The 23,952-nt window shown below is 39.2% G+C and carries 22 protein-coding genes and 1 riboswitch; of the genes, 9 read left to right on the top strand and 13 right to left on the bottom strand.

Annotation, left to right across the window (positions count from 1 at the left end):
- Position 1: 1 nt before the first annotated feature.
- On the bottom strand, positions 2-901 hold the full coding sequence (locus V3Z67_RS11800; RefSeq protein WP_330443504.1) for a glucosaminidase domain-containing protein: 900 nt from the start codon (positions 899-901) through the stop codon (positions 2-4).
- Between the two features lie 5 nt (positions 902-906).
- Positions 907-1,794: a 1-aminocyclopropane-1-carboxylate deaminase/D-cysteine desulfhydrase gene (locus V3Z67_RS11795; protein ID WP_330443503.1), complete on the bottom strand. Its 888-nt coding sequence runs from the start codon at positions 1,792-1,794 to the stop codon at positions 907-909.
- A 123-nt stretch (positions 1,795-1,917) separates the two neighbouring features.
- On the opposite strand from V3Z67_RS11795, the gene V3Z67_RS11790 reads away from it, so the two are divergent.
- Entirely contained in the window at positions 1,918-4,293 is a 2,376-nt protein-coding gene (locus V3Z67_RS11790) for a GAF domain-containing protein (protein WP_330443502.1), read from the top strand.
- A 7-nt stretch (positions 4,294-4,300) separates the two neighbouring features.
- Here the strand turns inward: V3Z67_RS11790 and V3Z67_RS11785 are convergent, their stop codons facing one another.
- Complete coding sequence (locus V3Z67_RS11785) at positions 4,301-5,485, bottom strand: Pycsar system effector family protein (protein ID WP_330443501.1); 1,185 nt, start codon at positions 5,483-5,485, stop codon at positions 4,301-4,303.
- Between the two features lie 26 nt (positions 5,486-5,511).
- Between V3Z67_RS11785 and V3Z67_RS11780 the strand changes: the two genes are divergently transcribed.
- Complete coding sequence (locus V3Z67_RS11780; protein WP_330443500.1) at positions 5,512-9,240, top strand: metallophosphoesterase; 3,729 nt, start codon at positions 5,512-5,514, stop codon at positions 9,238-9,240.
- Here the strand turns inward: V3Z67_RS11780 and V3Z67_RS11775 are convergent.
- The gene (locus tag V3Z67_RS11775; RefSeq protein ID WP_330443499.1) at positions 9,226-10,089 is read right to left on the bottom strand and encodes a hypothetical protein; all 864 of its coding nucleotides are present in this window, start codon (positions 10,087-10,089) and stop codon (positions 9,226-9,228) included. The genes V3Z67_RS11780 and V3Z67_RS11775 overlap by 15 nt on opposite strands.
- 361 nt (positions 10,090-10,450) lie before the next feature.
- Between V3Z67_RS11775 and V3Z67_RS11770 the strand changes: the two genes are divergently transcribed.
- The 4 genes from V3Z67_RS11770 to V3Z67_RS11755 all read left to right on the top strand — a co-directional run bounded on the left by V3Z67_RS11770 (position 10,451) and on the right by V3Z67_RS11755 (position 11,725).
- Entirely contained in the window at positions 10,451-10,711 is a 261-nt protein-coding gene (locus tag V3Z67_RS11770) for a hypothetical protein (RefSeq protein ID WP_330443498.1), read from the top strand.
- A 153-nt stretch (positions 10,712-10,864) separates the two neighbouring features.
- Positions 10,865-11,128 carry a hypothetical protein gene (locus tag V3Z67_RS11765; protein WP_330443497.1) on the top strand — a complete coding sequence of 88 codons (264 nt, stop codon included), beginning with the start codon at positions 10,865-10,867 and terminating at the stop codon, positions 11,126-11,128.
- An 81-nt stretch (positions 11,129-11,209) separates the two neighbouring features.
- Complete coding sequence (locus tag V3Z67_RS11760; protein ID WP_330443496.1) at positions 11,210-11,476, top strand: SemiSWEET family sugar transporter; 267 nt, start codon at positions 11,210-11,212, stop codon at positions 11,474-11,476.
- 78 nt (positions 11,477-11,554) lie between these two features.
- Positions 11,555-11,725, top strand: a complete 171-nt coding sequence (locus V3Z67_RS11755) for a hypothetical protein (protein ID WP_330443495.1) — start codon at positions 11,555-11,557, stop codon at positions 11,723-11,725.
- Between the two features lie 10 nt (positions 11,726-11,735).
- On the opposite strand, the gene V3Z67_RS11750 is transcribed toward V3Z67_RS11755, so the two are convergent.
- The gene (locus V3Z67_RS11750; RefSeq protein ID WP_330443494.1) at positions 11,736-12,446 is read right to left on the bottom strand and encodes an SRPBCC family protein; all 711 of its coding nucleotides are present in this window, start codon (positions 12,444-12,446) and stop codon (positions 11,736-11,738) included.
- Positions 12,447-12,712: 266 nt separating this feature from the next.
- Here V3Z67_RS11750 and V3Z67_RS11745 point away from each other — a divergent pair, with 266 nt between their 5' ends.
- Genes V3Z67_RS11745 through bglX form a run of 3 tightly spaced genes read left to right on the top strand, consistent with a single transcriptional unit; the run spans position 12,713 to position 17,464 of the window.
- Positions 12,713-13,813 (top strand): SGNH/GDSL hydrolase family protein, encoded by a 1,101-nt coding sequence (locus V3Z67_RS11745; RefSeq protein ID WP_330443493.1) that lies wholly within the window; start codon positions 12,713-12,715, stop codon positions 13,811-13,813.
- Positions 13,806-15,188, top strand: coding sequence for a sialate O-acetylesterase (locus V3Z67_RS11740; RefSeq protein ID WP_330443492.1), 1,383 nt, complete (start codon positions 13,806-13,808; stop codon positions 15,186-15,188). Before V3Z67_RS11745 ends, V3Z67_RS11740 begins: the two co-directional genes overlap by 8 nt.
- 2 nt (positions 15,189-15,190) lie before the next feature.
- The gene (gene bglX, locus V3Z67_RS11735) at positions 15,191-17,464 is read left to right on the top strand and encodes a beta-glucosidase BglX (protein ID WP_330443491.1); all 2,274 of its coding nucleotides are present in this window, start codon (positions 15,191-15,193) and stop codon (positions 17,462-17,464) included.
- A gap of 53 nt (positions 17,465-17,517) precedes the next feature.
- Here the strand turns inward: bglX and tenA are convergent, their stop codons facing one another.
- From tenA to V3Z67_RS11695, 8 genes are all read right to left on the bottom strand, one after another.
- Positions 17,518-18,171, bottom strand: coding sequence for a thiaminase II (gene tenA / locus V3Z67_RS11730; protein ID WP_330443490.1), 654 nt, complete (start codon positions 18,169-18,171; stop codon positions 17,518-17,520).
- On the bottom strand, positions 18,158-18,994 hold the full coding sequence (gene thiD / locus V3Z67_RS11725; RefSeq protein ID WP_330443489.1) for a bifunctional hydroxymethylpyrimidine kinase/phosphomethylpyrimidine kinase: 837 nt from the start codon (positions 18,992-18,994) through the stop codon (positions 18,158-18,160). The genes tenA and thiD overlap by 14 nt, the downstream gene beginning before the upstream one ends.
- Positions 18,991-19,623 (bottom strand): thiamine phosphate synthase, encoded by a 633-nt coding sequence (gene thiE / locus V3Z67_RS11720; protein WP_330443488.1) that lies wholly within the window; start codon positions 19,621-19,623, stop codon positions 18,991-18,993. The genes thiD and thiE overlap by 4 nt, the downstream gene beginning before the upstream one ends.
- Positions 19,616-20,419 carry a hydroxyethylthiazole kinase gene (gene thiM / locus V3Z67_RS11715; protein WP_330443487.1) on the bottom strand — a complete coding sequence of 268 codons (804 nt, stop codon included), beginning with the start codon at positions 20,417-20,419 and terminating at the stop codon, positions 19,616-19,618. The genes thiE and thiM overlap by 8 nt, the downstream gene beginning before the upstream one ends.
- A gap of 68 nt (positions 20,420-20,487) precedes the next feature.
- Positions 20,488-20,580: riboswitch (TPP riboswitch) on the bottom strand.
- 95 nt (positions 20,581-20,675) lie between these two features.
- Positions 20,676-21,476, bottom strand: a complete 801-nt coding sequence (locus V3Z67_RS11710) for a TIGR00266 family protein (RefSeq protein ID WP_157481383.1) — start codon at positions 21,474-21,476, stop codon at positions 20,676-20,678.
- A 62-nt stretch (positions 21,477-21,538) separates the two neighbouring features.
- Positions 21,539-22,534, bottom strand: coding sequence for a sodium:calcium antiporter (locus V3Z67_RS11705; protein WP_035135411.1), 996 nt, complete (start codon positions 22,532-22,534; stop codon positions 21,539-21,541).
- A gap of 113 nt (positions 22,535-22,647) precedes the next feature.
- Positions 22,648-23,463: a M15 family metallopeptidase gene (locus V3Z67_RS11700; RefSeq protein WP_330443486.1), complete on the bottom strand. Its 816-nt coding sequence runs from the start codon at positions 23,461-23,463 to the stop codon at positions 22,648-22,650.
- Between the two features lie 92 nt (positions 23,464-23,555).
- Complete coding sequence (locus V3Z67_RS11695; protein WP_330443485.1) at positions 23,556-23,933, bottom strand: YchJ family protein; 378 nt, start codon at positions 23,931-23,933, stop codon at positions 23,556-23,558.
- Positions 23,934-23,952: the final 19 nt, after the last annotated feature.

Below are 23,952 nucleotides of genomic sequence, written 5' to 3'. Positions count from 1 at the left end.
TTTATTTAACTTTTAAAATCTGTCCTATAGAAATTGCATTACTTGATAAGTCATTCATTTTCTTAAGCTCGTCTACTGTCAGGTTATGTTTTTTTGAAATGGAATACAAAGTATCTCCCTGCATTACCTTATATGTTTTTGAAGAGCGTGAAGGTGACGATATTTGAGCCACAGCCTCTTCCCTGTTCTTTTCTATTTCTTTTTCAACTTCCCTGCGATGCTTTCCTTTTTTACCCAATACCTCTGCATCAAAAGCATCAAGGTTATAGCGTTCAATAAGATCAATCAGTTTATTAGGATATTTAGGATCTGTAGCATAACCTGCTTTTTTAAGCCCGTGTGCCCATCCTTTATAATCATCGGGATCTAATTCAAAAAGCGAAGCATAACGCTTTCTGGTGGTAAGGAATAATGAGTGATCTTCATACGAACCAGCAGGGTCATTATATTTCCTGAAACATTCGCCTTTTGCATCATCATCATGATATACTTTATCACCATCCCAATCAGTATGGCATTTAATACCAAAATGGTTATTAGCAGTAACACAAAGTGTACCCCTACCGGCACCAGACTCCAGTATACCCTGAGCCAGCGTAATACTTGCCGGTATACCGTGACGCCTCATATTATCTTCTGCTGTTCCCTTAAATGTATTAATGTAGTTACTAACCACATCAGCATATACTACTGTTTTTGAGCTGGACTCAAGTGTTTCGGTTTTAGATGAATTTGAAGCCGTAGCCTTACGCGAATCGGTAGTACTTATTTTAGATCTTGATTTTTTGTCTTTTTTCCTGTGCTTTACAGTTCCGTTTTTAGTGGTTTGAATGCGCGATTTGTGTGAGCCGCAACTAGCCACTAAACCAAGTAAAAATAAAACTAAAATTTTCTTCATCATTTGCATCAGGTTTTAATTGTAAGCAATCCTTTTTTATGTAACTCTTTATTCATTCCGGCTATACCCTGTAGCCCACCCGTATGTACAACCAGTATACGGGAACCTTCCGGGAAATATCCGTTTTCAATCATATTTATAACACCAAAAACCGTTTTTCCCGTATAAACAGGGTCTAAAGGTATATTGGTTTTAGCATAAAAATCATTAATAAAAGCTATAAGGCTTTCATTGGTTTTGGCATAACCGCCAAAATGATAATCCGTTATCAGCTGCCAGTTATCTTTTATGGCAAATTTAGCAATATCGGCAGATAAATCTGCTTTTAAAGCCGGAAACCCAAGTACTTTTTGATGATCTTCGGCACTATTTGAAATACCCGATATTGTACCACCGGTACCTACAGCACAGGCTATGTAATCAAACCCAGTATCATCCGGTGTTAATATTTCTTCGCATCCTTTTACAGCAAAGCTGTTTGTCCCTCCTTCGGGCACTAAATAAAAATCACCAAACTTCTGCTTTAGAGCCTCAATAAACGCCTCTTCGTTTTTTTGCCTGTAAGCCTCACGCGTTACAAACTCAAATTCCATTCCGCAAGCTCTGGCAAAGCTCAGTGTAGGGTTATCATTAGCCTTTTCAACAAGCTCTTCTCCTCTTATTACACCCAGTGTTTTAAGTCTGTACTCTTTCCCTGCCGCTGCCGTAGCCGCAATATGGTTAGAATAAGCTCCGCCAAAGGTAAGCAGCATGGTTTTGCCCTGCCTTTTGGCTTCCTGTACATTGTACTTAAGCTTCCTGAATTTATTACCGGATATATAGGGGTGAAGGAGGTCTTCCCGTTTTATGGCGAGATGTATATTCTTTGGAAATCGAATTTCTACCGTTTGATTCATAAAACATAAAAGACACCACAAAATAAGCACAAAATATCTAAAAAACATCATGAAATGTGTTAAACATAGTCTTTTCTAAACTGTATCTTAAAATTTTGTAACTTTGATGTACTTTTTACACACATGAAAATGGACTGCTCTAAAGAAATATGTACCCCTTTAATTGCGCGGATATCCTTTCATAAAGTACTGGAAAAACTCGAAGAAATAGCAGAATCGGACGTTGATTACAGATCAGACTACGCTAAAGCCTTACTTAGACACACAGAGCCTTTCCCGGAACTTCGCGAAGGTATTACCGACCTTGCGCTTCTTGAAAAGCACAAGCTGCTGATAAAAAACCTGCTAGCCGATCTTTTCCCGACAGCCCTTACTCATAATGAGATAAAAGCGGCTGCGATACCTTTTTTCAATATTACCTTTAACCATACCGAGCGTTTTAATAAAATACTTGAAAATGCCGGTGAGGATTTTGATATTGAAATAAGAAATTTTGACGACCATCAGTTTTATGTTTTTTGCTGTTGTTTAATTTTAAACATGTATTATGGTTATAATTTTGACTTCAGCAAGCCTTTGTTCTACGATATACCCGATGCCGAGGGTATAATGAAACATTACCGCATTTTGTACAATGCTGATTTCCTTGAAATTATCCCTACAGATAAAGCCATAAAAATAACACAGGAAGATATAGATATCCTTATAGATAATTTTGACAACCTGGAGTTATGGAAAGAGAAATTCCCGCAAAACAGCTGGATCTCTAAAGGGTTTGGTATAATATCATTATTTGATGCTACGGTAGAGAATGCTATATCTAACCTTAAATCAAACCTATTACTACCTCATGAGTTTAAGGAAGTAATTAAGGATGATATTGAAAGTATTTTTAAGTCAATATATAAAGTACACGACCTAAAAATAGGTTTTACCGAAGTTAACGAAAGTGACCAGATTTTCACTATGGCATCCTTTAAGGATATTAAAAGCCACATTCTTAAAGATTGTGAGGAAATGAACTGTAATAAACTGTTTTGTGACTCTACCCTAAAAAGCATGATGGGAGAAAAACAACAGCTTATCATATCAGACGTGGAAGCTTATAAGGCTAACAACCCAGATGACACTCGTTTTGCCGACAGGCTACTGGAACAGAATATAAAAAGCTGTATACTGGCTCCTATTATTAAAAACGACAGGACGCTGGGCTTTATTGAACTGGTTTCCTCTACCCCTAAAGAGCTTAACAGTATCAATGCCATTAAGCTTAATTATATCCTTCCGTTTCTTACCGATACGCTTGAAAGGTATTACTCTGAGCTCCAAAACGAAATTGATGCCATTATCCAAAATGAGTACACCGCTATACACAACAGTGTATACTGGAAATTTAGGGAAGAAGCACTGGCACATATTAAGGCCGGTAACAGCCCTGACTTAGCCTATAAAGAAATTATCTTTAAAGAGGTGTATCCGCTTTACGGACAAATTGATATTAAAGGCTCATCTACGGCACGTAACGAATCGACCGAGAAAGACCTTATCCGTCAGATAGAAAAACTGATAGTTCTGTTCCGATTCATTAATGAGCTTGAAAAGCTTCCGCTTATAGAGCAGCACACTTATGAACTGGAAAAAATACAGGAAGACTTAAAACATGAGCTTAAAGCCGATACCGAAGCTGTAGTACAAGGATATATAATTAATGAAATCCATGTACTGCTTAGACATTTTGACACTACAAACGCCAAGATACACGAAAGGATTTCAGAATATTTTGAAAGCCTTGACGGTAAGGTAAAAATGGTTTATGAAAATCGTAAGGACTTTGACGATGCTCTTTCTGTAATCAATAAGAAAATGGCCGAGGTACTGGATAAAAAACAAGCCGAAGCACAATCGTTCTTCCCGCATTACTATGAGCGTTTCAAAACCGACGGAGTGGAGCATAATCTGTACATAGGCGCGTCTATAGCTCCTAAACTGTCTTATAATCCGTTATACCTAAATAATCTTAGGTTATGGCAGCTACAGGCAATGTGCGAAATGGAAAATGAATACCATAAACTTCGCCCTACCCTTCCATACGACCTTGATGTCACTTCACTGATACTGGTTTTCAGCACTCCTATATCAATACGTTTCAGGATGGACGAAAAACGTTTTGACGTAGACGGCACTTATAATGCCCGCTATGAGGTGGTTAAAAAACGTATTGACAAGTCGTACATTAAAGGCACTCAGGAAAGGATTACACAACAGGGTAAAATTACCATTGTGTACTCCCAAAAGCAGGAGGAAGCCGAGTACAGAAGGTATATTAAATACCTGCAGCATAAAAATATGCTGGGCAAGACTATTGAAAATTTTGAGGTAGAAGATTTACAGGGTGTTACCGGGCTAAGAGCCTTAAGAGTAGAGATTATCTATGACGAGACTGATGCATCGGGAACATACAGCTACCAGGACCTTTTAAAAGAAATGACTACGAAATAACTTTACGCTACATCATTTTAAACGCATATATAAATAACCCTACCGATACTATTATCCCAATCATGAAAATAGTATAGGTTATTCTTAAAAGCTTGTACTTTCTGTGGAGCACTTTCCCCAGAAAGTACAGATCTTTAATCATGGAGTTATACAGGTAATCCCTATCTTTCATTAACTCATTTACTGCCCACTCATACTCATCAAGAGGCATTTTATAAAAGTTACCAAAAAATAACAGATTTACCTTTTTGTCCTCTATATCCTTACGGGTAAAAGTACCACTGGTCACCTTAGGTCTTGTAGAAAGTATAGCAAATACAATAGAAACCACTGCAAACAGCATCATTACCAGTGTAGGTATAATAAGATGGGCATTGTTAGGACTATCAAGTTTAGGAATTAAGGTAGAAAGTGAAATGGATATGATAATAGCGTTAACAGAAAGCAGGATATTCGCCTTACTGTCGGCAATATCACTTAACCTTGTATGATTATTAAGTGTCACCCTAAACATGGTATCAATACCACGCTCAGGCCTATCCATTTTTTCCAGTTTTTTCTGGTTTATTTTTTCTTTAGCACTCTTTTTGTTTCCTTTTTCCAGCTTATTGATTGCGTTTTGCAGTTCTGTAATATTAGCTTCTTTTAGAGGCTGAAGCTCCCTTTGGGCATATGCTGTAAAAAAACGGTGTTTATTTAGCAGCACTCCCCTGTTTATAGTAGCCCATTCTAAATCAGAAAAGCTTTTGTTGTGGGTTAATTTCCATTCGGCCCTAAGCAGTTCCGAGAGACTACAGTAATCCTTATAGGCAAAATGCGAACAATCAGCATCCTTAATTATTTTCTCTAAATGGGTTTGAGGTTCTACCCCAAGTTTAGTCACCTTAATAAGCGACTGTATTTTAGCTATTTTAGACTCATCATACCCATTCTCCTTTAAAAAAGCGTCGGCTATTTTAGCACTCTCTTCCTCATGATCCAAGTCACTTACAATGTAGCCTGTATCATGAAGCCATGCTGCCAGCAAAAGCATTTCTTCCTCCTCTCCTGTTACATTTTCATTACCGGCAATAACCTCTGCATTGTTTACTACACGTAAAGTATGGATGAAATTATGGTAAATATAATCGGGAGATAGTTTATCTTTGAATAAGTTAAAAACGTAGCTTTCGGCTTTTTGGACAACATTCATAAGTATGCAATTAACACTACCAAATTATGAAATTCTTTTTGGTTAACATTATAAGGTGCAGAAATATTAAACTCCTGTTACCTGTTTTTATTGTGTTCACCTTTTTTTCATGTGCTTCCTATGAGGCTAAATACGGGAAAGAAGCTTTTAAATTCCCCATAAAGGATACACTTAACTATACAATATCTCACCGCTTTGTACTTATAGGCGATGCGGGTTATGCCGCACGCCCTAACTCACAACAGGTACTGGCTTATGCCAAAGAAAAACTACAGGAGACAGGTAAAAACACCTCTCTGTTTTATCTTGGTGATAATATCTACCCTCATGGCATGCCTGCAAAAGGTGAAAAAGGGAGAGAAGCTGCCGAAGAAAGTCTTACGTTTCAGCTAAAACTATCTGAATCTTTTAAAGGGACAACTCATTTTATACCGGGTAACCACGATTGGTACAGCGGATTAAAAGGCCTTGAAGAACAGGAAGATTTTGTAAAAGACTATCTTGACCAGAAAAAAGCTTATCTGCCGGGTAACGGATGCGGAATAGACGACCTTAAAGTAAACGACAGCCTTACCGTTATAGCTATTGACAGCGAATGGTTTATTGAAGACTGGGACCGCTACCCTACCATTAATGACGATTGCGATATTAAAACCCACGACGCCATGCTAAATGAACTGGAAAGCCTGTTAAACAAAAACCAGAATAAAACCGTTATACTTGCCATTCACCATCCGTTAATGAGTAATGGTTCGCACGGCGGGTATTTCTCATTACGAAAACAACTTTTCCCGCTGGAAAGCAACATTCCGTTACCGGTACTGGGTTCTGTTCTAAACTTCATCAGGAAAACATCGGGGGCTAGTCCGCAGGATATACAGGGAAGACAATACAATGCTCTTACCAAAAGAGTTAAAACCCTTGTACAGGGCAAAGACAACGTAATAGTGGTTTCAGGCCACGACCACAACCTGCAATACATCTATAAAGACAACATTAACCAGATTATAAGCGGCGCAGGATCTAAAGCCGAAGCGGCAACAACTGTAAATCCTCAGGATTTCTCTTATGGAGGTTCCGGTTACGCAGTATTAGATGTATATGACACTTACACCTCTAAAATAACATACTATGCAGTTAAAGAAGGTGTAGAGAATAAAGTATTTGAAAAATACATTACACGGACAAAGCCAAAGAAATATGTAGCCGAAAAGTTTGATTCCAATTTCCCGGCAAAGGTAAAAGCATCAGTATACACTCCTGAGATGACCCAAAAAAGCGGATTTTATAAATTCCTGTTCGGCAATTACTATCGTAAATACTTCAGCATTCCTATTGAAGCAAATACGGTTAATTTGGACACGCTACACGGAGGACTTACACCTGTTAGGGAAGGAGGTGGACACCAGTCGCTTTCGGTAAGGTTACAGGATCCCCAAGGCAGGGAGTTTGTTATGAGAGGACTAAAGAAAAGTGCCGACCGTTTTTTGCAAACCGTTGCCTTTAAAACCAAATACATAGGAGATGATTTCAACAATACCCTTACTGAGGCCTTCCTTATGGATTTTTACACCTCCTCTCATCCATACACTCCGTTTATTATAGGAGATATGCAGGAGGCTTTGGGTATTTACCATACAAACCCTGAGTTGTTTTACATACCTAAACAGGCTGCATTACAGGAATACAATGCTGAATACGGCAATGCCCTTTACATGGTAGAGGAACGCCCTATGGGTGAGTTTAAAAATCTTAAAAGCTTCGGCAGCCCCGATGATGTTGAAAGTACCGACGACGTACTGGACAATCTAAGAAAAAGTTCAAAATACACAATAGATGAAAAAGCATTTATCCGTGTAAGACTATTTGATATGCTTGTTGGCGACTGGGACAGGCATACTGACCAATGGCGCTGGTCGCGTTTTAATGAGAATGATAGTGTAATTTATAGGCCTATACCTCGTGACCGTGATCAGGCTTTCCCTCATTATGGCGGTACATTATTACCTCTTATCATGAGCGTACCCGTGCTTCGCTATATGCAGGATTACAAAGACCACATCAGAAGCGTAAAATGGCTTGCTTTTGAGCCTTACCCAATGGATATGGCGCTTATAAAAAATGCCAGTGAACAGGAATGGCTGGAAGAAGCCCGCTACCTTAAAGCAAACCTTACAGATGAAGTAATCGATGAAGCCTTTAGTAAACTTCCACCGGAAGTACAGGATGAAACCATTGAAAAAATTAAATCTAACCTAAAAAAAAGACGGGAAGATGTAGAAAAATATGCACTGGAATATCGTGCTGTTTTACTGAGAACCGTACTTATTACAGGAACTGACAAAGACGAACACTTTGTAATTACCCGTCTTCCGGAAGGACAAACAAGAGTACAGATATACAGCATCAAAAAACACCACGAAGAACTTATTAGTGACAACACCTATAACCGCAAGCAAACCAAAGAACTTTGGATATACGGTCTTGATGACGATGATGTTTTTGAGGTAAAAGGCAAACCTGAGCAGCCAATACTTGTTCGTTTACTAGGTGGTCAAAACAACGATAAATACATTGTTGAAAATGGTAAAAAGGTTAAGATATACGACTTTAAAAGCAAGAAAAACACTTATGAAGTAGACGGTAAAACCAAGTTGTTATTAACCGATGATTATGAAACCAACACTTATAGTTTTAAAAAACCTGCCTATAATGCTTATACCGGCTTACCTACTGTAGGTTACAATCCTGATGACGGATTTAAATTAGGATTGATTGCAAACTATACTGTAAACAGTTTTAACCGCAGACCTTTTTCGCGCAAGCATACCATTAAAGCCAACCTATATTTTGCCACAGGCGGTTTTGAGCTCGATTACACCGGTCAGTTTATGAATATAGCCAGCAAATGGAATTTTGGCTTCAATGCTCACTTTACAAGCCCTACCTTTAGTATTAACTACTTTGGTTACGGAAATGAAACCGTTAATAACGACGACCAGTTAGGCATGAACTACAACAGGGTAAAACTACAAACCTTTAGCGTAGCCCCTGCACTTTTTAAAGAAACTCCAAACGGTAGTTACTTTGAAATACACACCATGTTCAGAACTATTGAGGTAGAGGAAAGCAACAACCGCTTAGTAAGTCAACCGGGAGTTATACCTGATTATTTACAGGAACACAGGCAGTATGCTACTATAAACGGTAAGTACAAATTTGAAAATTACGACCTGAAATCACTCCCTGCCATGGGAATGTTATTCTCTATATCGGGTGGATGGACCATGAGCTTAGATCAGGCTGAAAGGAATTTCCCGCATGTACAAAGTGTTCTTGGTTTTACCCACAGAATTACCCGTAATGAAAACCTAGTGTTTGCCACCACTTTTAAAGGGCATGTACTGTTTAATAATAATTTTGAATTTTATCAGGCGGCTACTCTTGGAGGTGACAATGACTTACGCGGTTACAGAAATCAGCGTTTCACAGGTAAGGAATCTTACTTACAGAGCACTGATTTAAGACTTACCCTTGGAAACTTTAGAAGCAGTATTATCCCTTTCAAATATGGAATATTTGGCGGATATGACTATGGTCGTGTATGGATAGAAAACGATAGTTCAAGAAAATGGCACCAGTCTGCCGGTGGTGGTTTATGGATAAATGGTGTAGATGCCCTTACAGCAAAAGCATTTTATTTCCATGGGTCAGATGGTGGCAGGGTAGCCTTTGGGTTATTATTCGGATTTTAATAATCTTTCCATGCCTACCTCATATAAGTAACCACCTGCCTTGCTGTCTTTTTCATCAACAATATAAAGGGTATACTTATCCTTAAAGCAAATACCTTCCTTTTGGGACATATGTCCCAAAGGGTATTGTGTCATGTTTTCCTGTTTGAAATTATCATTCTCAAAATCGGTAATCAACCATACTTTGTCAGACGACAAGAGAACTACCGTTTTCCCGTCAGAACTAATATCTGCAGCAGTAATAGCACACTTGCTGTATACCTTGCAACTATTTAATTCGGCAATACGTTGCGCTGCATGCTCTCCCTCTTTATTAGGTACTTTGTAAACAAAAAAGGTTCCGTCAAATTTTGCGCTTCGGTTTTTGGTAAATAAGTAGAAGTTTCCGTTAAGTTCAAAAAAAGCTTCCACATCAAAAAGCATTTTAGATCGTTTGGGCGGAAACTCGTTTTGCTCAGGGTAATAAAACGAAACCTTGTAGGATGATTTCGCTTCTTTCTTTTCCAGTTCTTCTTTATCTATCCTATAGATAGCAAGATCTTTCCTGTCGTTATCATTATTACCGAAATCACCTATATAGATGTTTCCTTCCTTATCAGAAGTTAAATCTTCCCAGTCCTTATTTTTAGCATTGGTGATTTTTAGTTTCTTTTCGGTTTTCCCATTCTCATCTATACTGTAAAGACTGTTTTTGTTTCCGCTATCTTCAAGTACCCATAGTTTTCCGGTTTCGTGTATATACTCAATACCCGAAGCTTCTTTAAGTTCAAGCTTACCCTTTTCCTGCAGGGCATCATTACAATTACAGGAAAGTAAAAACAGGGACAGGAGGTAAAACACGATTTTCATAAACTGTATACTTTATTAATACAGTAAAGTTATAAATAAAAAACCATCGGCTAAAAAGCCGATGGCACAACTACTAAAAAAATCAATGTGTCCTATGATTAAATCAAATTGGAAAAAAATAATTCTGCGTAACTAACCTGTCACAAACATACACTTGTAATTTTTACAAGCCGACTATTCTTCCAAAAAAACGTTAAAATGCAGTTTTTTTGGGATAAAACGCCCACAAAACACACAACTTGTTAATGATGAGTTAATTGGAAAAATATTATCATTTACACTGTAAGCTTTTAGTAAATTTATAGTAGCAATCATAGCAGGATTGTTCCAAAAAATTAATAACCATTAAAATTTGAAAGTTATGGCAACTGATGATAAAAAAAGGGCAAACAAACCCGACAATGCACTAAACAATCCGGATGAGCAGTTAATCCCGACAAACGATCCGGCAATTATAAATCCGGTAGAACTGGCAACTTTCCCAAAACAGAAAAAAACAGAGAATCCCGATTTGGAAGAGGAAAGAGAAAACCATATGACTAATAGAAAACAGTCAGGCGTAAGAAGCGGGCGTAACATTACAAATACTAATGATAACCCGGAAAGAGACAGTTACATGTAGAAAAAGCCCCAAAAGGGCTTTTTTTTAACACTTCTGTATTAAAATATTATTACTTTTTACAATAATTATATTACATATACACATTCTTAACATTAAAAAATTGCTAAATCGTTAATTTTTTATTATATTTAACTAATTAAATCTTAAGCGATTATGGCAAATGAATTTTTCGGGCGTCAGGATCCAGGCAATCAGGGCGCACCAAATGAAGGCGTAAACATGTATGGCAAAATGTGGGGGTATGAATATTTACCGTACGAAGACCCGGCAAAAGTAAATCCACAGGAACTTGCGACCTTCCCTAAACAAATAAGGAAGGATATCGCTCATCACCATCCACATCATCATCATTATTGCGATCAGAGTAAACACATTACACGAACTGATAACCATCCAGATAAAGACGGTTATATGTAAAGGTAACAAAACTCATTAACCATGTAAAAGGCTGTCTAAACAGCCTTTATTTTTGCCCTTAACCTAACCCAATCCTGAAAAATGAACTATACTCAGATACTCGGACTCATTGCTGCCATATTAACTACAGGAGCTAATATACCCCAAGCCATTAAGGTTATAAAAACAAAATCTACAAAAAGCCTTTCGGCAGCTACCTACGCCCTGCTCTTTGCCGGAATGATATCGTGGGTTATATATGGCATATTACGCAAAGACACCCCTATTATACTAGCCAATGCTGTTGCCGGTAGCCTGTGCGGAATAATACTGTTTATGAAACTGTTTGTAAAAAGCAAGTCAGGTTAAGTCTGTATTAACAATCAAAACCAACATAACTCGTTAAAAATAAATTCATTACCTTATGCTTCCAAAAAAAATATCACCATGAACCAACCAGACAAAAACCACAACAGCTACCCACAGAAAGAAGGTATTTTAAACTCGGGTAAAGAACAGATTCATGTCGATAACGAATCAAGAAACAGGAGAATAAAGGAAAAATTTAGTCCTGGTTTACAGCACGAATACAATCCGGAAGATTTTTGTACTGACTAATCCAATCAGTTTAAGAATAAATCCTTGACTGCTTCTTTTTAGTTTTTATTACCCTGCCGGTTTCTATATAGCTTTTAAAGGCAGCTATATCTTCAGTTATGGTTTTCTCAAAAGCAGGCGTAAGCAGTTTGGCTATTTCCTGCCCCATAGCACCAAACGGAGCATGATAGGAAAAGGTAATATGTATAAGCGTTCCTAATTCTCCGGCATCTTTAAACTGTACTTTCCCGGCATTCCTAATTTCGGCTCCCGGTAATGACTGCCAACCTATAAAACGGTTAGTTTCCTCACCTACAACCTCTGCCTGCCATTGTACAGTACCCAGTCCGCCCGGTAATACAGCTATCCATTCTGATGTTGTATTGTTTATTGTTTCCACACTTTTAAGATGCTCCATAAAAAGCGGTAAATTGTTTAGGTTTCGCCAAAAATTAAATACCTCATTAATAGGTTTATCAATCACCATTCGGGTATGTATATTTACGTTTGAATTATGCTTGTAATTTTTATCTAACAGTCGATGTCCTAATTCGCTCGCCGGACAAAAACCACTAATACCCCTAAAGAGCATAAAGGCTGCCGCTCCATATTCTGCCACTCCTCTTTTGTGCCTTAGCGAATCGTATAAAAGATAACTACCTCCCAATACCGATACCAGCTGCTCCATCACACTAATGTTCTTTTTAACAGCAGGCAGGTTTATTTCATTTAGCTTTTTCATAGGTATATATTGTTTACCTTAAAAATACTAAAGCCTAAAATAAACTCTTATCACTTTAACACAACCTTAGTAGCATAAAAAGCAACTAAAAACCACCCAATCACCTCATTGTTAATTATTAACACTTTTTAAGAGGTGTTTTTTATGCAGTTCACAAATAACCTCATCAAAATATACGAGATGTTTAAATTTTATAACGAATTGATATTATAATACATGAGCAAATGGTCATTTTTACCTACATTTACTTTCTTATAAAAATTACCATGCGAATACTACAAAAAACACTTTGTTTACTATTGGTTTCTGCATTAGCATTATCTGCAGGCAAACCTACCTCAAAATCCAACTTATACACTACACAGGGGCGTACCGATAAAACCGAAGACAACAGAATAATACTGGTAGGACCGGGATCATCTGTTACCTTTAGCTATAAAGGCTCTCAATGCACCATTAATGCACAGTCACTTAACAACTACAACCAGTATGATTATATAGTTATTGAGGTTGACGGTAAATACATGGGGAAAGAAAAAGTAAACATCAAACCCGGCAATGTTTTTATAAACATACCAAGTGGTGAAAACGACATTCATAAGGTAACGGTTTACAAAGCTACCGAAGCCGGAAACGGAAATATTATCTTCTCTGGTGCCGAAGGAAATATTGTAAAAACCAAAAAAGAAAAAGGGAAAAAGAAAATTGAATTTATAGGAGACTCTATTACCTGTGGTATGGGTAATGAAACCGAAGAGATTCCGTGTGGTACAGGCGAATGGTTTGACCAGCATAATGCTTATTTTGCATATGGCCCTGTTACTTCAAGAGCTCTTGATGCCGATTTTGTATTAAGTTCGGTTTCAGGTATCGGTATTTACCGTAACTGGAACGATGAGCACGAAAAGGAAAAAATAATGCCCGATGTTTACGAGAACATCTACCTGAACAATTCAGATAAAACAGTTCCTTATAAATTCGGGTTCAACCCCGATATTACCTGTATTGCACTTGGCACTAATGATTTCTCTGACGGAGATGGCAAAAAGGAAAGGCTTCCGTTTAATACTGATAAGTATGTGGAAAGCTATGTAAACTTTATTAAAACCGTTTATAGCCACTCCCCTAACACACAAATCGTATTATTAACCAGTCCAATGGTTAAAGGAGAAAAAGCCAAAATCTTTGCTAATTGCCTTAAGCGTGTACAGGAAGCTTATAAAGACGATAAAAAACATAAACCGGTTCAGCTTTTTGAATTTAGCGACATCACTCCTCACGGTTGTGGTTACCACCCTGATGTAAAAGATCATCAGGAAATGGCAAACGAGTTAGCTCCATTCTTAAAATCACTTTTAAATGAATAAAATAAGCTTTTACTTATCGCTTTTCATTCTGCTAATTACAGGAACAGCAAAAGCAAATGTATTACTGCCTTCCTTTTTTTCAGACAACATGGTACTGCAACGCAACAGTGAAGTTACCATTTGGGGATGGGCAAGTCCTTTTGAAGATGTTACCCTTACGGTAGGTTGGTCTAAAGAAGAAATTAAAATCAAGCCCGATAATCAGGCACACTGGGAAGTAAAACTCAAAACTCCTGAAGCAGGCGGACCTTATACCCTGCATTTTAAAGGATACAATGAACTTACCGTTAAAAATATAATGATTGGTGAGGTATGGTTATGTTCAGGGCAGTCAAATATGGAATGGTCGGCCTCAATAGGAATAGACAATGCCGAGGCTGAAATTGCAAAAGCAAATTATCCTAACATACGTTTCTTTACGGCTCCAAAGGTAGCAGGTACTTCACCTCAAATGAATATTGTAGGGAACTGGCAGGAATGTACTCCGGAAACCATGAAATACTTTAGTGCTGTAGCTTACTTTTTTGGCGAGCGTTTACAAAAAGATTTGAAAGATGTTCCAATAGGGCTTATTAACTCCAGCTGGGGTGGTACTCCGGCAGAGATATGGATGCCTGAAGATTATATTGCCAAAGACCCTATACTTGCCGAAGCTGCCGCAAAACTTACTCCGGTTGCATGGGGCCCTACAGAACCGGGGCGTACCTATAACACCATGATAAATCCATTTGTTGGCTTTAAACTTGCAGGTGCTATATGGTATCAGGGAGAAAGCAATGTAGGTAGTACTGTATACGATAAAACACTGGCAGGACTTATCAAATCATGGCGTGAGGCATGGGGAGATGATTTCCCTTTCTATTTTATACAAATAGCACCGTTTAACTATGAGAACGATACTTACGGAGGTGTAATAATACGTAACTCACAACGTAAAGTACTTAACGAAGTTCCAAAGACAGGAATGGTGGTTGTAGGTGATGTTAGCCCTACCGATGATATACACCCGCGTGATAAGAGAACCGTAGGCGAGAGACTGGGTAACCTTGTATTAAAATCACAATACGGTATTGATACAGGAGTGGTATATGGTCCGCTTTATAAGGACATCACTATAAGTAAAAACAAAGTAACCATACGTTTTGATTATGCCGAAGGACTGTATTTTTCTTCCAGGAAATCAGAACTGTTTGAAGTAGCCGGAAAAGACGGTAAATTTTACCCTGCAACTGCAACCATAAAAAACAATACTGTAGTAGTTTCATCCAAAAAGGTAAAAGAACCGGTTACTGTACGTTATGCATGGCACAACACCGCTAAGCCCGATTTATTTAACGGTGCAGGATTACCGGCCTCATCTTTTTTAAGTGAATAATTATGAAACGAACCTTATTGATGCTTGCCGTGCTTACTGTTTGCACCGCTAATGCTCAAAAAAAGAAATTAATGGATAAAAAACAGGATATAGAACAAAGAATTGACGAACTGCTGACCAAAATGACCCTTGAGGAAAAAGTAGGTCAAATGAATCAGTATAACGGCTTTTGGGATGTAACAGGTCCGTCACCAAAAGAAGGTAACGCTGCCACAAAATACGAACACCTGCGTAAAGGATGGGTAGGCTCCATGCTCACCGTTCGTGGTGTAAAGGAAGTACGTGCTGTACAAAAAATCGCTGTTGAGGAAACCCGTCTTGGTATTCCGCTTATTATAGGTTTTGATGTAATACACGGTTATAAAACATTAAGCCCTATACCACTTGCCGAAGCTGCCAGCTGGGATATGGATGCTATAAAGAATTCGGCTAAAACTGCTGCTTCTGAAGCAGCTGCTTCGGGTATCAACTGGACCTTTGGCCCTAATGTTGATATTTCACGTGATGCCCGCTGGGGGCGTGTTATGGAAGGTGCCGGAGAAGATCCATTCCTTGGAAGTCAGATTGCAATAGCCCGCGTTAAAGGATTTCAGGGAGACGACCTTTCCAACCCGCTTACCATTGCAGCCTGTGCCAAGCACTTTGCTGCTTATGGCTTTGCGGAAGCCGGTAGAGATTACAATACGGTAGATATTGGCAACGCTACATTATACAACACTGTACTACCTCCGTTCAAGGCGGCTAATGATGCCGGAGTGCGTACTTACATGAACTCATTTAACATTCTTAACGGAGTTCCTGCAACAGGAAATAGCTTCCTGCAAAGGAATATACTGAAAGGGAAATGGGGTTTTGACGGTTTTGTTATTACCGACTGGGCATCGATAAGGGAAATGATTGCCCACGGATTTGCTCAGGATGGTGCCGAAGCCAGTGAAAAAGCAGTTAAAGCAGGTGCCGATATGGATATGGAATCTCACCTGTATGTTTACGAGTTGGTTAAACTGGTTGAAGAAGGCAAGGTAGATGAGGCTATAATTGATGATGCGGTTAGACGTATTTTAAGGGTGAAATTTGAACTTAGCCTTTTTGACGACCCATACCGTTACTGTGATGAAAAACGCGAGAAAGAAACTATATACAGTAAGGCAAACCATGAAGCCGTACTGGATATGGCTAAAAAGTCAATTGTACTTTTAAAGAACGAAAGCAATCTGCTTCCTCTTAAAAAGAAAGGTCAGAAAATTGCACTTATCGGTTCGCTTGCTAACGATAAAACGAGTCCGCTTGGAAGTTGGAGAATTGCTTCAGATGATAATACAGCCGTATCGGTACTGGAAGGTATGCAACAGTACAAAGGCAATACATTAGTGTACGAAAAAGGCACCGATCTAACCATTGGTAAAACCACTTTCCTTGATGAACTGGTTTTCAACACTACCGACAGAAGCGGATTTGAAGCTGCTAAAAAAGCTGCTAAAGAAGCCGATGTTGTGGTAATGGTTCTTGGAGAGCACGGTTTTCAGAGTGGTGAAGGCCGTAGCCGTACCAGCCTTGACCTACCGGGATTACAACAGGAATTACTGGAGGAAATTTATAAAGTAAACCCCAACATAGTATTAGTACTTAACAATGGTCGCCCATTGGCTTTACCGTGGGCTGCCGAAAACATCCCAACCATAGTTGAGGCATGGCACTTAGGTACCGAAACCGGTAATGCGGTAGCACAGGTACTGTATGGTGATTATAACCCTAGTGGCAAATTGCCTATGAGTTTCCCACGCAATGTAGGACAGGTGCCAATATATTATAACCAGCACAGTACAGGAAGGCCAACTAACAGCGAAAATAATGTTTTCTGGTCTCACTACAGCGATGTAGAAAAAACTCCGTTATTCGCATTTGGCCACGGGTTAAGCTACACTAGCTTTAAATATGGAGCTATTAAGCTTGATAAGAAAACCTATGCCAAAGGTGAGCCTGTAAAAGTATCTGTTGAAGTTACCAATACAGGAGACTACAACGGCAAGGAAGTGGTTCAGCTATACATAAGGGATGTAGCAGCAAGCCTATCAAGACCTGTAAAAGAACTTAAAGGATTTGAGCTGGTTCCGCTTAAAAAAGGCGAAACAAAAACAGTTAACTTTACCCTAACCGATAAAGAGCTTGGTTTCTTTAATAACGAAGGCAAATATCTGGTAGAGCCGGGAACATTTAAAGTGTTTGTAGGCACCAGTTCTACAGACAATCAGGAAACTGAATTTGAACTGAAATAAAATTCAGTTTCTTTCAATAATAAAAAAGCGTGGTAATAGCCACGCTTTTTTATTTACTTCTTCCACTTTTCCAGTTTATAGGCGCTATCCCAAAACAGGTATTCTAAACGGCTTGCATCTACAAACGCCGATGTCATCTGTTCCCTTTGAGCACCCGTACAACTATTAGCCGCTTCATCACAAAGTCTGATAGCTTTCTCCACAAGTTGCCCAAACTCCTCACCTCCGTAAGTATTTATCCAGTCGGCATAAGGGTTATTCTCTTTTGTTTGTATTTCCAGTATATAGTCACCTACTTTTTTATAAATCCAAAAACAAGGTAATACCGCAGCCATACCTACCTCAACCTGTTGCATATATACCGTACTTTGCATATAATGTACATAATGATGACAGGTAGGTGACATCGGCACCCTATCCCCTACATTAAACTGTTTGAAGTAAGAATCGTGTAAAGCTCTTTCGACCACTATGGCACCTTCCGAAAAACGGATAAAATCCAGCATGGCATCCACACTTTGGGCTTTAGCACCAATCACTGCCAGTGTTCGTGCAAAATATTCCAGATAATGAGCATCCTGCTGCATGTAGTATTTAAACTTTTCTAAGTCCAGTGTTCCGTTTGCCAGTTCAGTTATAAAAGGCATCTGGATAATATCATTATAAATAGGCACTATTTCCTGCCATGCTTTTTCACTCCATTTCATTTTTTATCATGGTTTGTGGGTTATAAAAATGATTTAAAGGTCCGTTACCGTTACCTGTAAGCACATCCCTTCCGTGGTATATGGCTCCGTTAATATACTCCTGCGCAAGGGCAACTGCATCCTGCAACTCCTCTCCCCTTGTCAGATAAGATGCAATAGCAGATGACAGTGTGCAACCTGAACCATGTACATTATTGGTATCTACCTTATCTGAAATATAGGTATTCACAATGCCGCTTTTATCCATAAGGATTGAGGTAAGCTGCTCTGTTTGCAGGTGTCCGCCTTTCATTAAAAGAGCCTTACAACCTGTACGGCTTATTACCTGCCCTGCCTGCTGCATTTGTGCTACGGTTTCAATAGGCATATTAGCCAATAAGGAAGCCTCATCCATATTTGGGGTAATTAGTGTAACCAACGGAAAAAGTTGTGAAACGATTACCGCTATAGTAGCATCTTCAATGAGCTTATCACCACTGGTAGCCACCATAACCGGATCGAACACTACCGGAATATCAGGGTATTTTTTAAGGGTAGCCGCAATTACCTCAACAAGCTGAGAGGTATGTACCATTCCTATTTTTATGGCATCAGGGCGTATGTCTTCCATAACGGCATCCAGCTGCTGCTCTACAAATTGTGCAGGAACATTATGTATACCTCTTACCCCTGTGGTATTTTGTGCAACCAGTGCGGTAATAACCGACATGCCATAACAACCCAATGCAGAAAATGTTTTCAAATCGGCCTGAATCCCTGCTCCTCCGCTGGGATCGGTACCTGCTATGGTTAATACTATTGGGTATGTATATTTCTCTTTCATGCTGTTTCTATTAAGTTTCGTAATGCCTGAGCAGCCATAGCAGGATTGTCAGCCGCACATATTGCCGACACCACCGCAAGGCAATCGGCTCCTGCCTGTATTACCTCCTGAGCATTTGTTTCATTAATTCCTCCTATTGCTACAAGTGGCTTATTTGTAATACTTTTTATTTTGGCAATCCCCTCCAGCCCCCATTCGGTAACGGTATCGGTTTTGGTTGGTGTAATAAATACCGGACTTACACCAAGATAATCGGCATATTGAATTTCCTTTCCTGTTAGCTGTTCCAAATACTCTACCGAATACCCCGTCATATTACAATCAGGCCATTTCTTTTTAATTTCAGACGGAGGCACATCAGTATTTCCTACATGAACCCCATAAGCAGTACAGTTTACTGCTACCAAAGGATTATCATTTACAATAAGCGGTACCTGATACCTGTCCAGCATTTCCTTTAGCCTTAAGCTGCTTTCAAGAAAATCAGGATAACTTTTGTTCTTCTCCCTTATCTGTACCAAATCGACTCCGCCTTTCACTGCCTGTTCGGCAACCCAAAGCATATCCCTGCCACAGCAGGCTTCTTGGCTTATTACCAGATATAGCTTATATGGAAACGGCTTAGTCATTTTTAATAGTTACTTTTAGATGAGTGTTGAATTCATCTTCGGTAATATTATACAACTTATCCAGCAGATGCATTTGCAAACTACCCGGTCCTTGAGACAGTGGTACGGCAATCTCTCCTGCAATACCCAGTAATGCCATAGCTCCTGCTGTAGCTACAACAGGATTATCAGGTTCACTAGCTACAAAAGCACCAATAAGAGCCGTGGCAGTACAGCCAAGCCCGGTTACTTTTGTCATCATTACATGTCCGTTATCGATAAGTATTTTTTGATTTGCGGAAACAATCACATCGGTAGCACCCGATATGCAAACTACTGCTCCTGTATTTTCGTTAAGCCATTTGGCAGAAGCTATAGCCTCTCCAGACTGATGTGTACTGTCTACCCCTTTTGTTTGTCCTCCGGCATTAGCCAGTGCCATAATCTCTGAAGCATTACCACGGATTACTGCCGGCCTGTATTTTAAAAGTTCAGCTACCGTAGTATTACGAAGATTACTTGCCCCCGCCCCTACAGGATCCAACACCCAGGGTTTACCCAATTGCTGAGCTTTGGCTGCTGCCTTATACATGCTTTCTATCCAGTATTCATCTAATGTACCTATATTTATAATCGTAGCTCCGCAAATGCTCACCATCTCTTCAAGCTCAGCATGTGCATGTGCCATAATAGGCGATGCTCCTGCTGCCAGTAGTGCATTTGCCGTATTGTTCATTACCACATAATTGGTAATATTATGTACTAAAGGGGAATTTTGCCTTAGCTGTAAAACAGATTTCCAAAGGGACTCTCTCATATTTAAGTTTTTTATGGTACGTAAATATGGCTTAAGAGTTTCCCGAAAAGAAATCAGGATATAGAAGTGTATACAGATACGCTTTTCCCTACGCCGGTATAAACCGAATCAGGTTCAAAGGGACTCTCTCAATTCTTTACAGAATACCCCTAAAGCCAGCATCAAATATACATATAGTTATGGTGTGAATAAAGCACTCACTGTTAAAATAAAAAAAGGGCTTAAAAAGCCCTTTTGTATATTATGATAATTATTATTAAAACCTGTTATCTCCGTCAAGCAGATTACCCAATCCGCCCAGTATGCTTCCTTCACCTCTTTGCTGACCTCCACCCTGTGGTGCCGATGCATAAATTCTGCCTGCCAGCCTGCTAAACGGTAACGATTGTATATATACCACACCCGGACCGCGAAGTGTTGCATAAAACAATCCTTCTCCTCCAAAAATGCTGTTTTTAATACCGCCTACAAATTCGATGTCATAATGCACATCTTTAGTGAAACCTACAATACAGCCTGTATCTACCTTAAGTACTTCGCCTGCCTGTAATTCTTTGCGTGCCAGTGTACCTCCGGCGTGTACAAATGCCATACCGTCACCTTCGAGTTTCTGCATAATGAAACCTTCACCTCCAAACAGACCTCTGCCCAGTTTTCGGGAGAACTCAATCCCTACCGACACTCCTTTTGCCGCACAAAGGAAAGCATCCTTTTGGCAGATAAAGCGTCCGCCGTATTTGTTTAGGTCTATGGGTACAATTTTACCCGGATAAGGAGAGGCAAAGCTTACTTTTCGTTTACCGTGGTATTGGTTTAAAAACACAGTCATGAACAGGCTTTCCCCTGTAAGCAGCCTTTTTCCTGCCGAGAACAGCTTACCCATAACACCCTGTGTTTGGTTAGAACCGTCGCCAAAAATGGTATCCATGTGTATACCGGTATCCATCATCATAAAGCTTCCTGCCTCTGCCACTACAGCTTCCTGCGGATCAAGCTCTATTTCTACATATTGCATTTCTTCACCATATATATGGTAGTCAATTTCGTGTGATGTCATTTTCTTTATTGTTTTTTGATTTGATTAATTATTAGTTGTCAAAATACACTATTTGTTACACCCTAACCTAAGTTATAGAGCAGTACAAGGCTAAACACATAGAGCAGGAATATAACCAGTGTATCCCAAGCCATAAATATCCTTTTCTTCTGGTACGGGAATATAAAACCTATAATAGCCACAGCTGTCATCATCAGCACAATAAAAACCGTCATTACATTAATATCGGCAGCATCTTTTAAAAGAAGTCCTTTGGTATATAATATATCGTCTATAAACAGTATGAAGATATTAAAGATGTTGCTTCCTAAAAGATTACCAACAGCCATATCGGCAGACCCCATTCTTACGGCAGCTACAGAAACAGCAATCTCAGGCAGTGATGTAGATACCGCTAAAAACAGTGTACCCACAAACGATTTGCCCAGTCCTGTCTGTTCGGCAATATGCTCGGCAAAAAATGGCAGGGATAATGCAACAACAATAATAATTAACGCAAAGAAAGAATACCTCAAAATAACTCCGCGCAAGGTATACACCTCGGTATGTCCGTTATCGGTAACTTCAATACTATCACTGGCATTTGCTTTTTGATATCTGTATATGGTACGAACCGACATTAAATATAGCACCGCAAAACTGATGCTGGTAATTCCTATTGAATGTGAAAACAGTATATCGGTCTCAAAAAACAGCCCAAGCCCTACAAAGGCCAGCAGTATTACACCAAATGAAGCTGCCAGTATATGGCTTTGTGAAACCTGAGAGAAAAGAGGCTTGTTTTTTGACGTAAAAACATCCATAAACGAGAGCAGACAAAGATTAAGGGCACAGCTCCCCAATATATCACCCATAGCCAAATCAGCCGACTGTACTATGGAAACCGAACTTATACCTACCATAAGCTCAGGCAGTGATGTTACGGTAGACATTAATATTAAACCTATAAAGGCTTTACCCATACCGGTCATATCGGCCAGTAAATCGCCATAAAAAGAAAGTTTTTTACCCGCAAAAAATATAATTGCAGCACTAACAAGAAACCCTACTATGTACATTAAAATATTATGAATTATTGGTTTGCGTAAAAATACTAAAAAACATTTGCCGCCTGAAAAAGAAAAGGGGGCTTTCGCCCCCAATAACTAGTAACTATACACTTAAACACAATTTATGAAAACAATTTTGCTGCCTGGACATGCATCCAGTCGTAATTACGTTCACGCCCCAGGCTTACCCAGCCTTCTTCTTCCCAAAATTCCCACCATTTATTATACTCCGGGCGGGCAAAGGCAGCTTTATCACTACCCCAGCGAAGCTGGTTGTTTATTGGGTCGAAATCAAGGGCTATACCCCATGAGTGGGTACTTAATGATGTACCGCCTCTCATAACACGGTAGTTAAAGCATCCGCCGAAATAATCCAGTCGAAGTCTTTTTATTTCGGTTAGCCCGTAATAATCGTGAACTTTATTCAATACACGTAGCACACTGTCTTTAACTTTGACATGCGCTGTGATTTTAGTAACTTTTTTTGAAGTATCCCATGCCAGTACCATAGGATAGGGTATGGCAAACGTAGTAAGGTTTTTATTTCCTGTTGGTTTGGCTTTACCGTAAAACTCCTCTAATGCAAACTGACTTTGTACCGGCCAGTTATTAGGGTTTACAGGCTCCCTGTCTTCTGCCCTCCAGGGTTGCGGAGTTTCACCATATAGAAGGATGTATTTGAGCTGGTCGTAGGCCGACTGGGTACGTTGTCCCCATAGTCCGTCTATTGGTCCGGGGTCAAGTCCTTGCTGCTTTGCATACAATTGTATAGCACCTACCAGTTTTCTTTCGTCTTTCCAACTTTTGGGAAGATCTTTAAGCTTATCCAGTGCGGCATAGGTTTTTTTACCTGCAATGCCATCAATAGCTCCCGGATTAAGTTTTTTAAAAGTAAGGTAACGCTGTACAATCCTGATTATTTCGGGTGTGGGCTCCATAATCTGTGGGATTTATATCTTAAAGTTAGTTTTTTTGTTTTTAAAAAACCTATTTAATTGATAAACAGCATAAAAAAGCGATAAAAAGCAAATTAATAATCCCCATCTACATAAAACCAGCTATCTCCCTGTTTTATAAAATTTGATTTTTCGTGGTGTATTTGTCCTTCAAGGTTACTATCAATGTAATATGCTTTAAACTCAACGGTATTTTCGGTAGCTTTTAATACTTCAAGCTTTATCCACTGATTGCTCCTGGACCATTCGAGCATAGCCGATTTGCTGTGATGCCTTCTTTCCTTTGGTGCAGTAGTTAACCATAAATAATCCGCATTTTGCACCACATAAGCCGAATAACGGGAACGCATAAGCATTTCGGCTGTTGGCGCTTTTTCGATACCAATAATAAAAGGCTGACAACAGTTAACAAATAACTTACCCGAACCACAATGACAATTTGTTGAAGACATATTTTTTATTTTGTACAAA

It is taken from the genome of Flavobacterium sp. C4GT6 (assembly GCF_036347315.1).
In the GTDB taxonomy this organism is placed as follows: Bacteria; Bacteroidota; Bacteroidia; order Flavobacteriales; family Flavobacteriaceae; genus Flavobacterium.
This window is presented reverse-complemented; position numbering and strand designations above follow the sequence as displayed.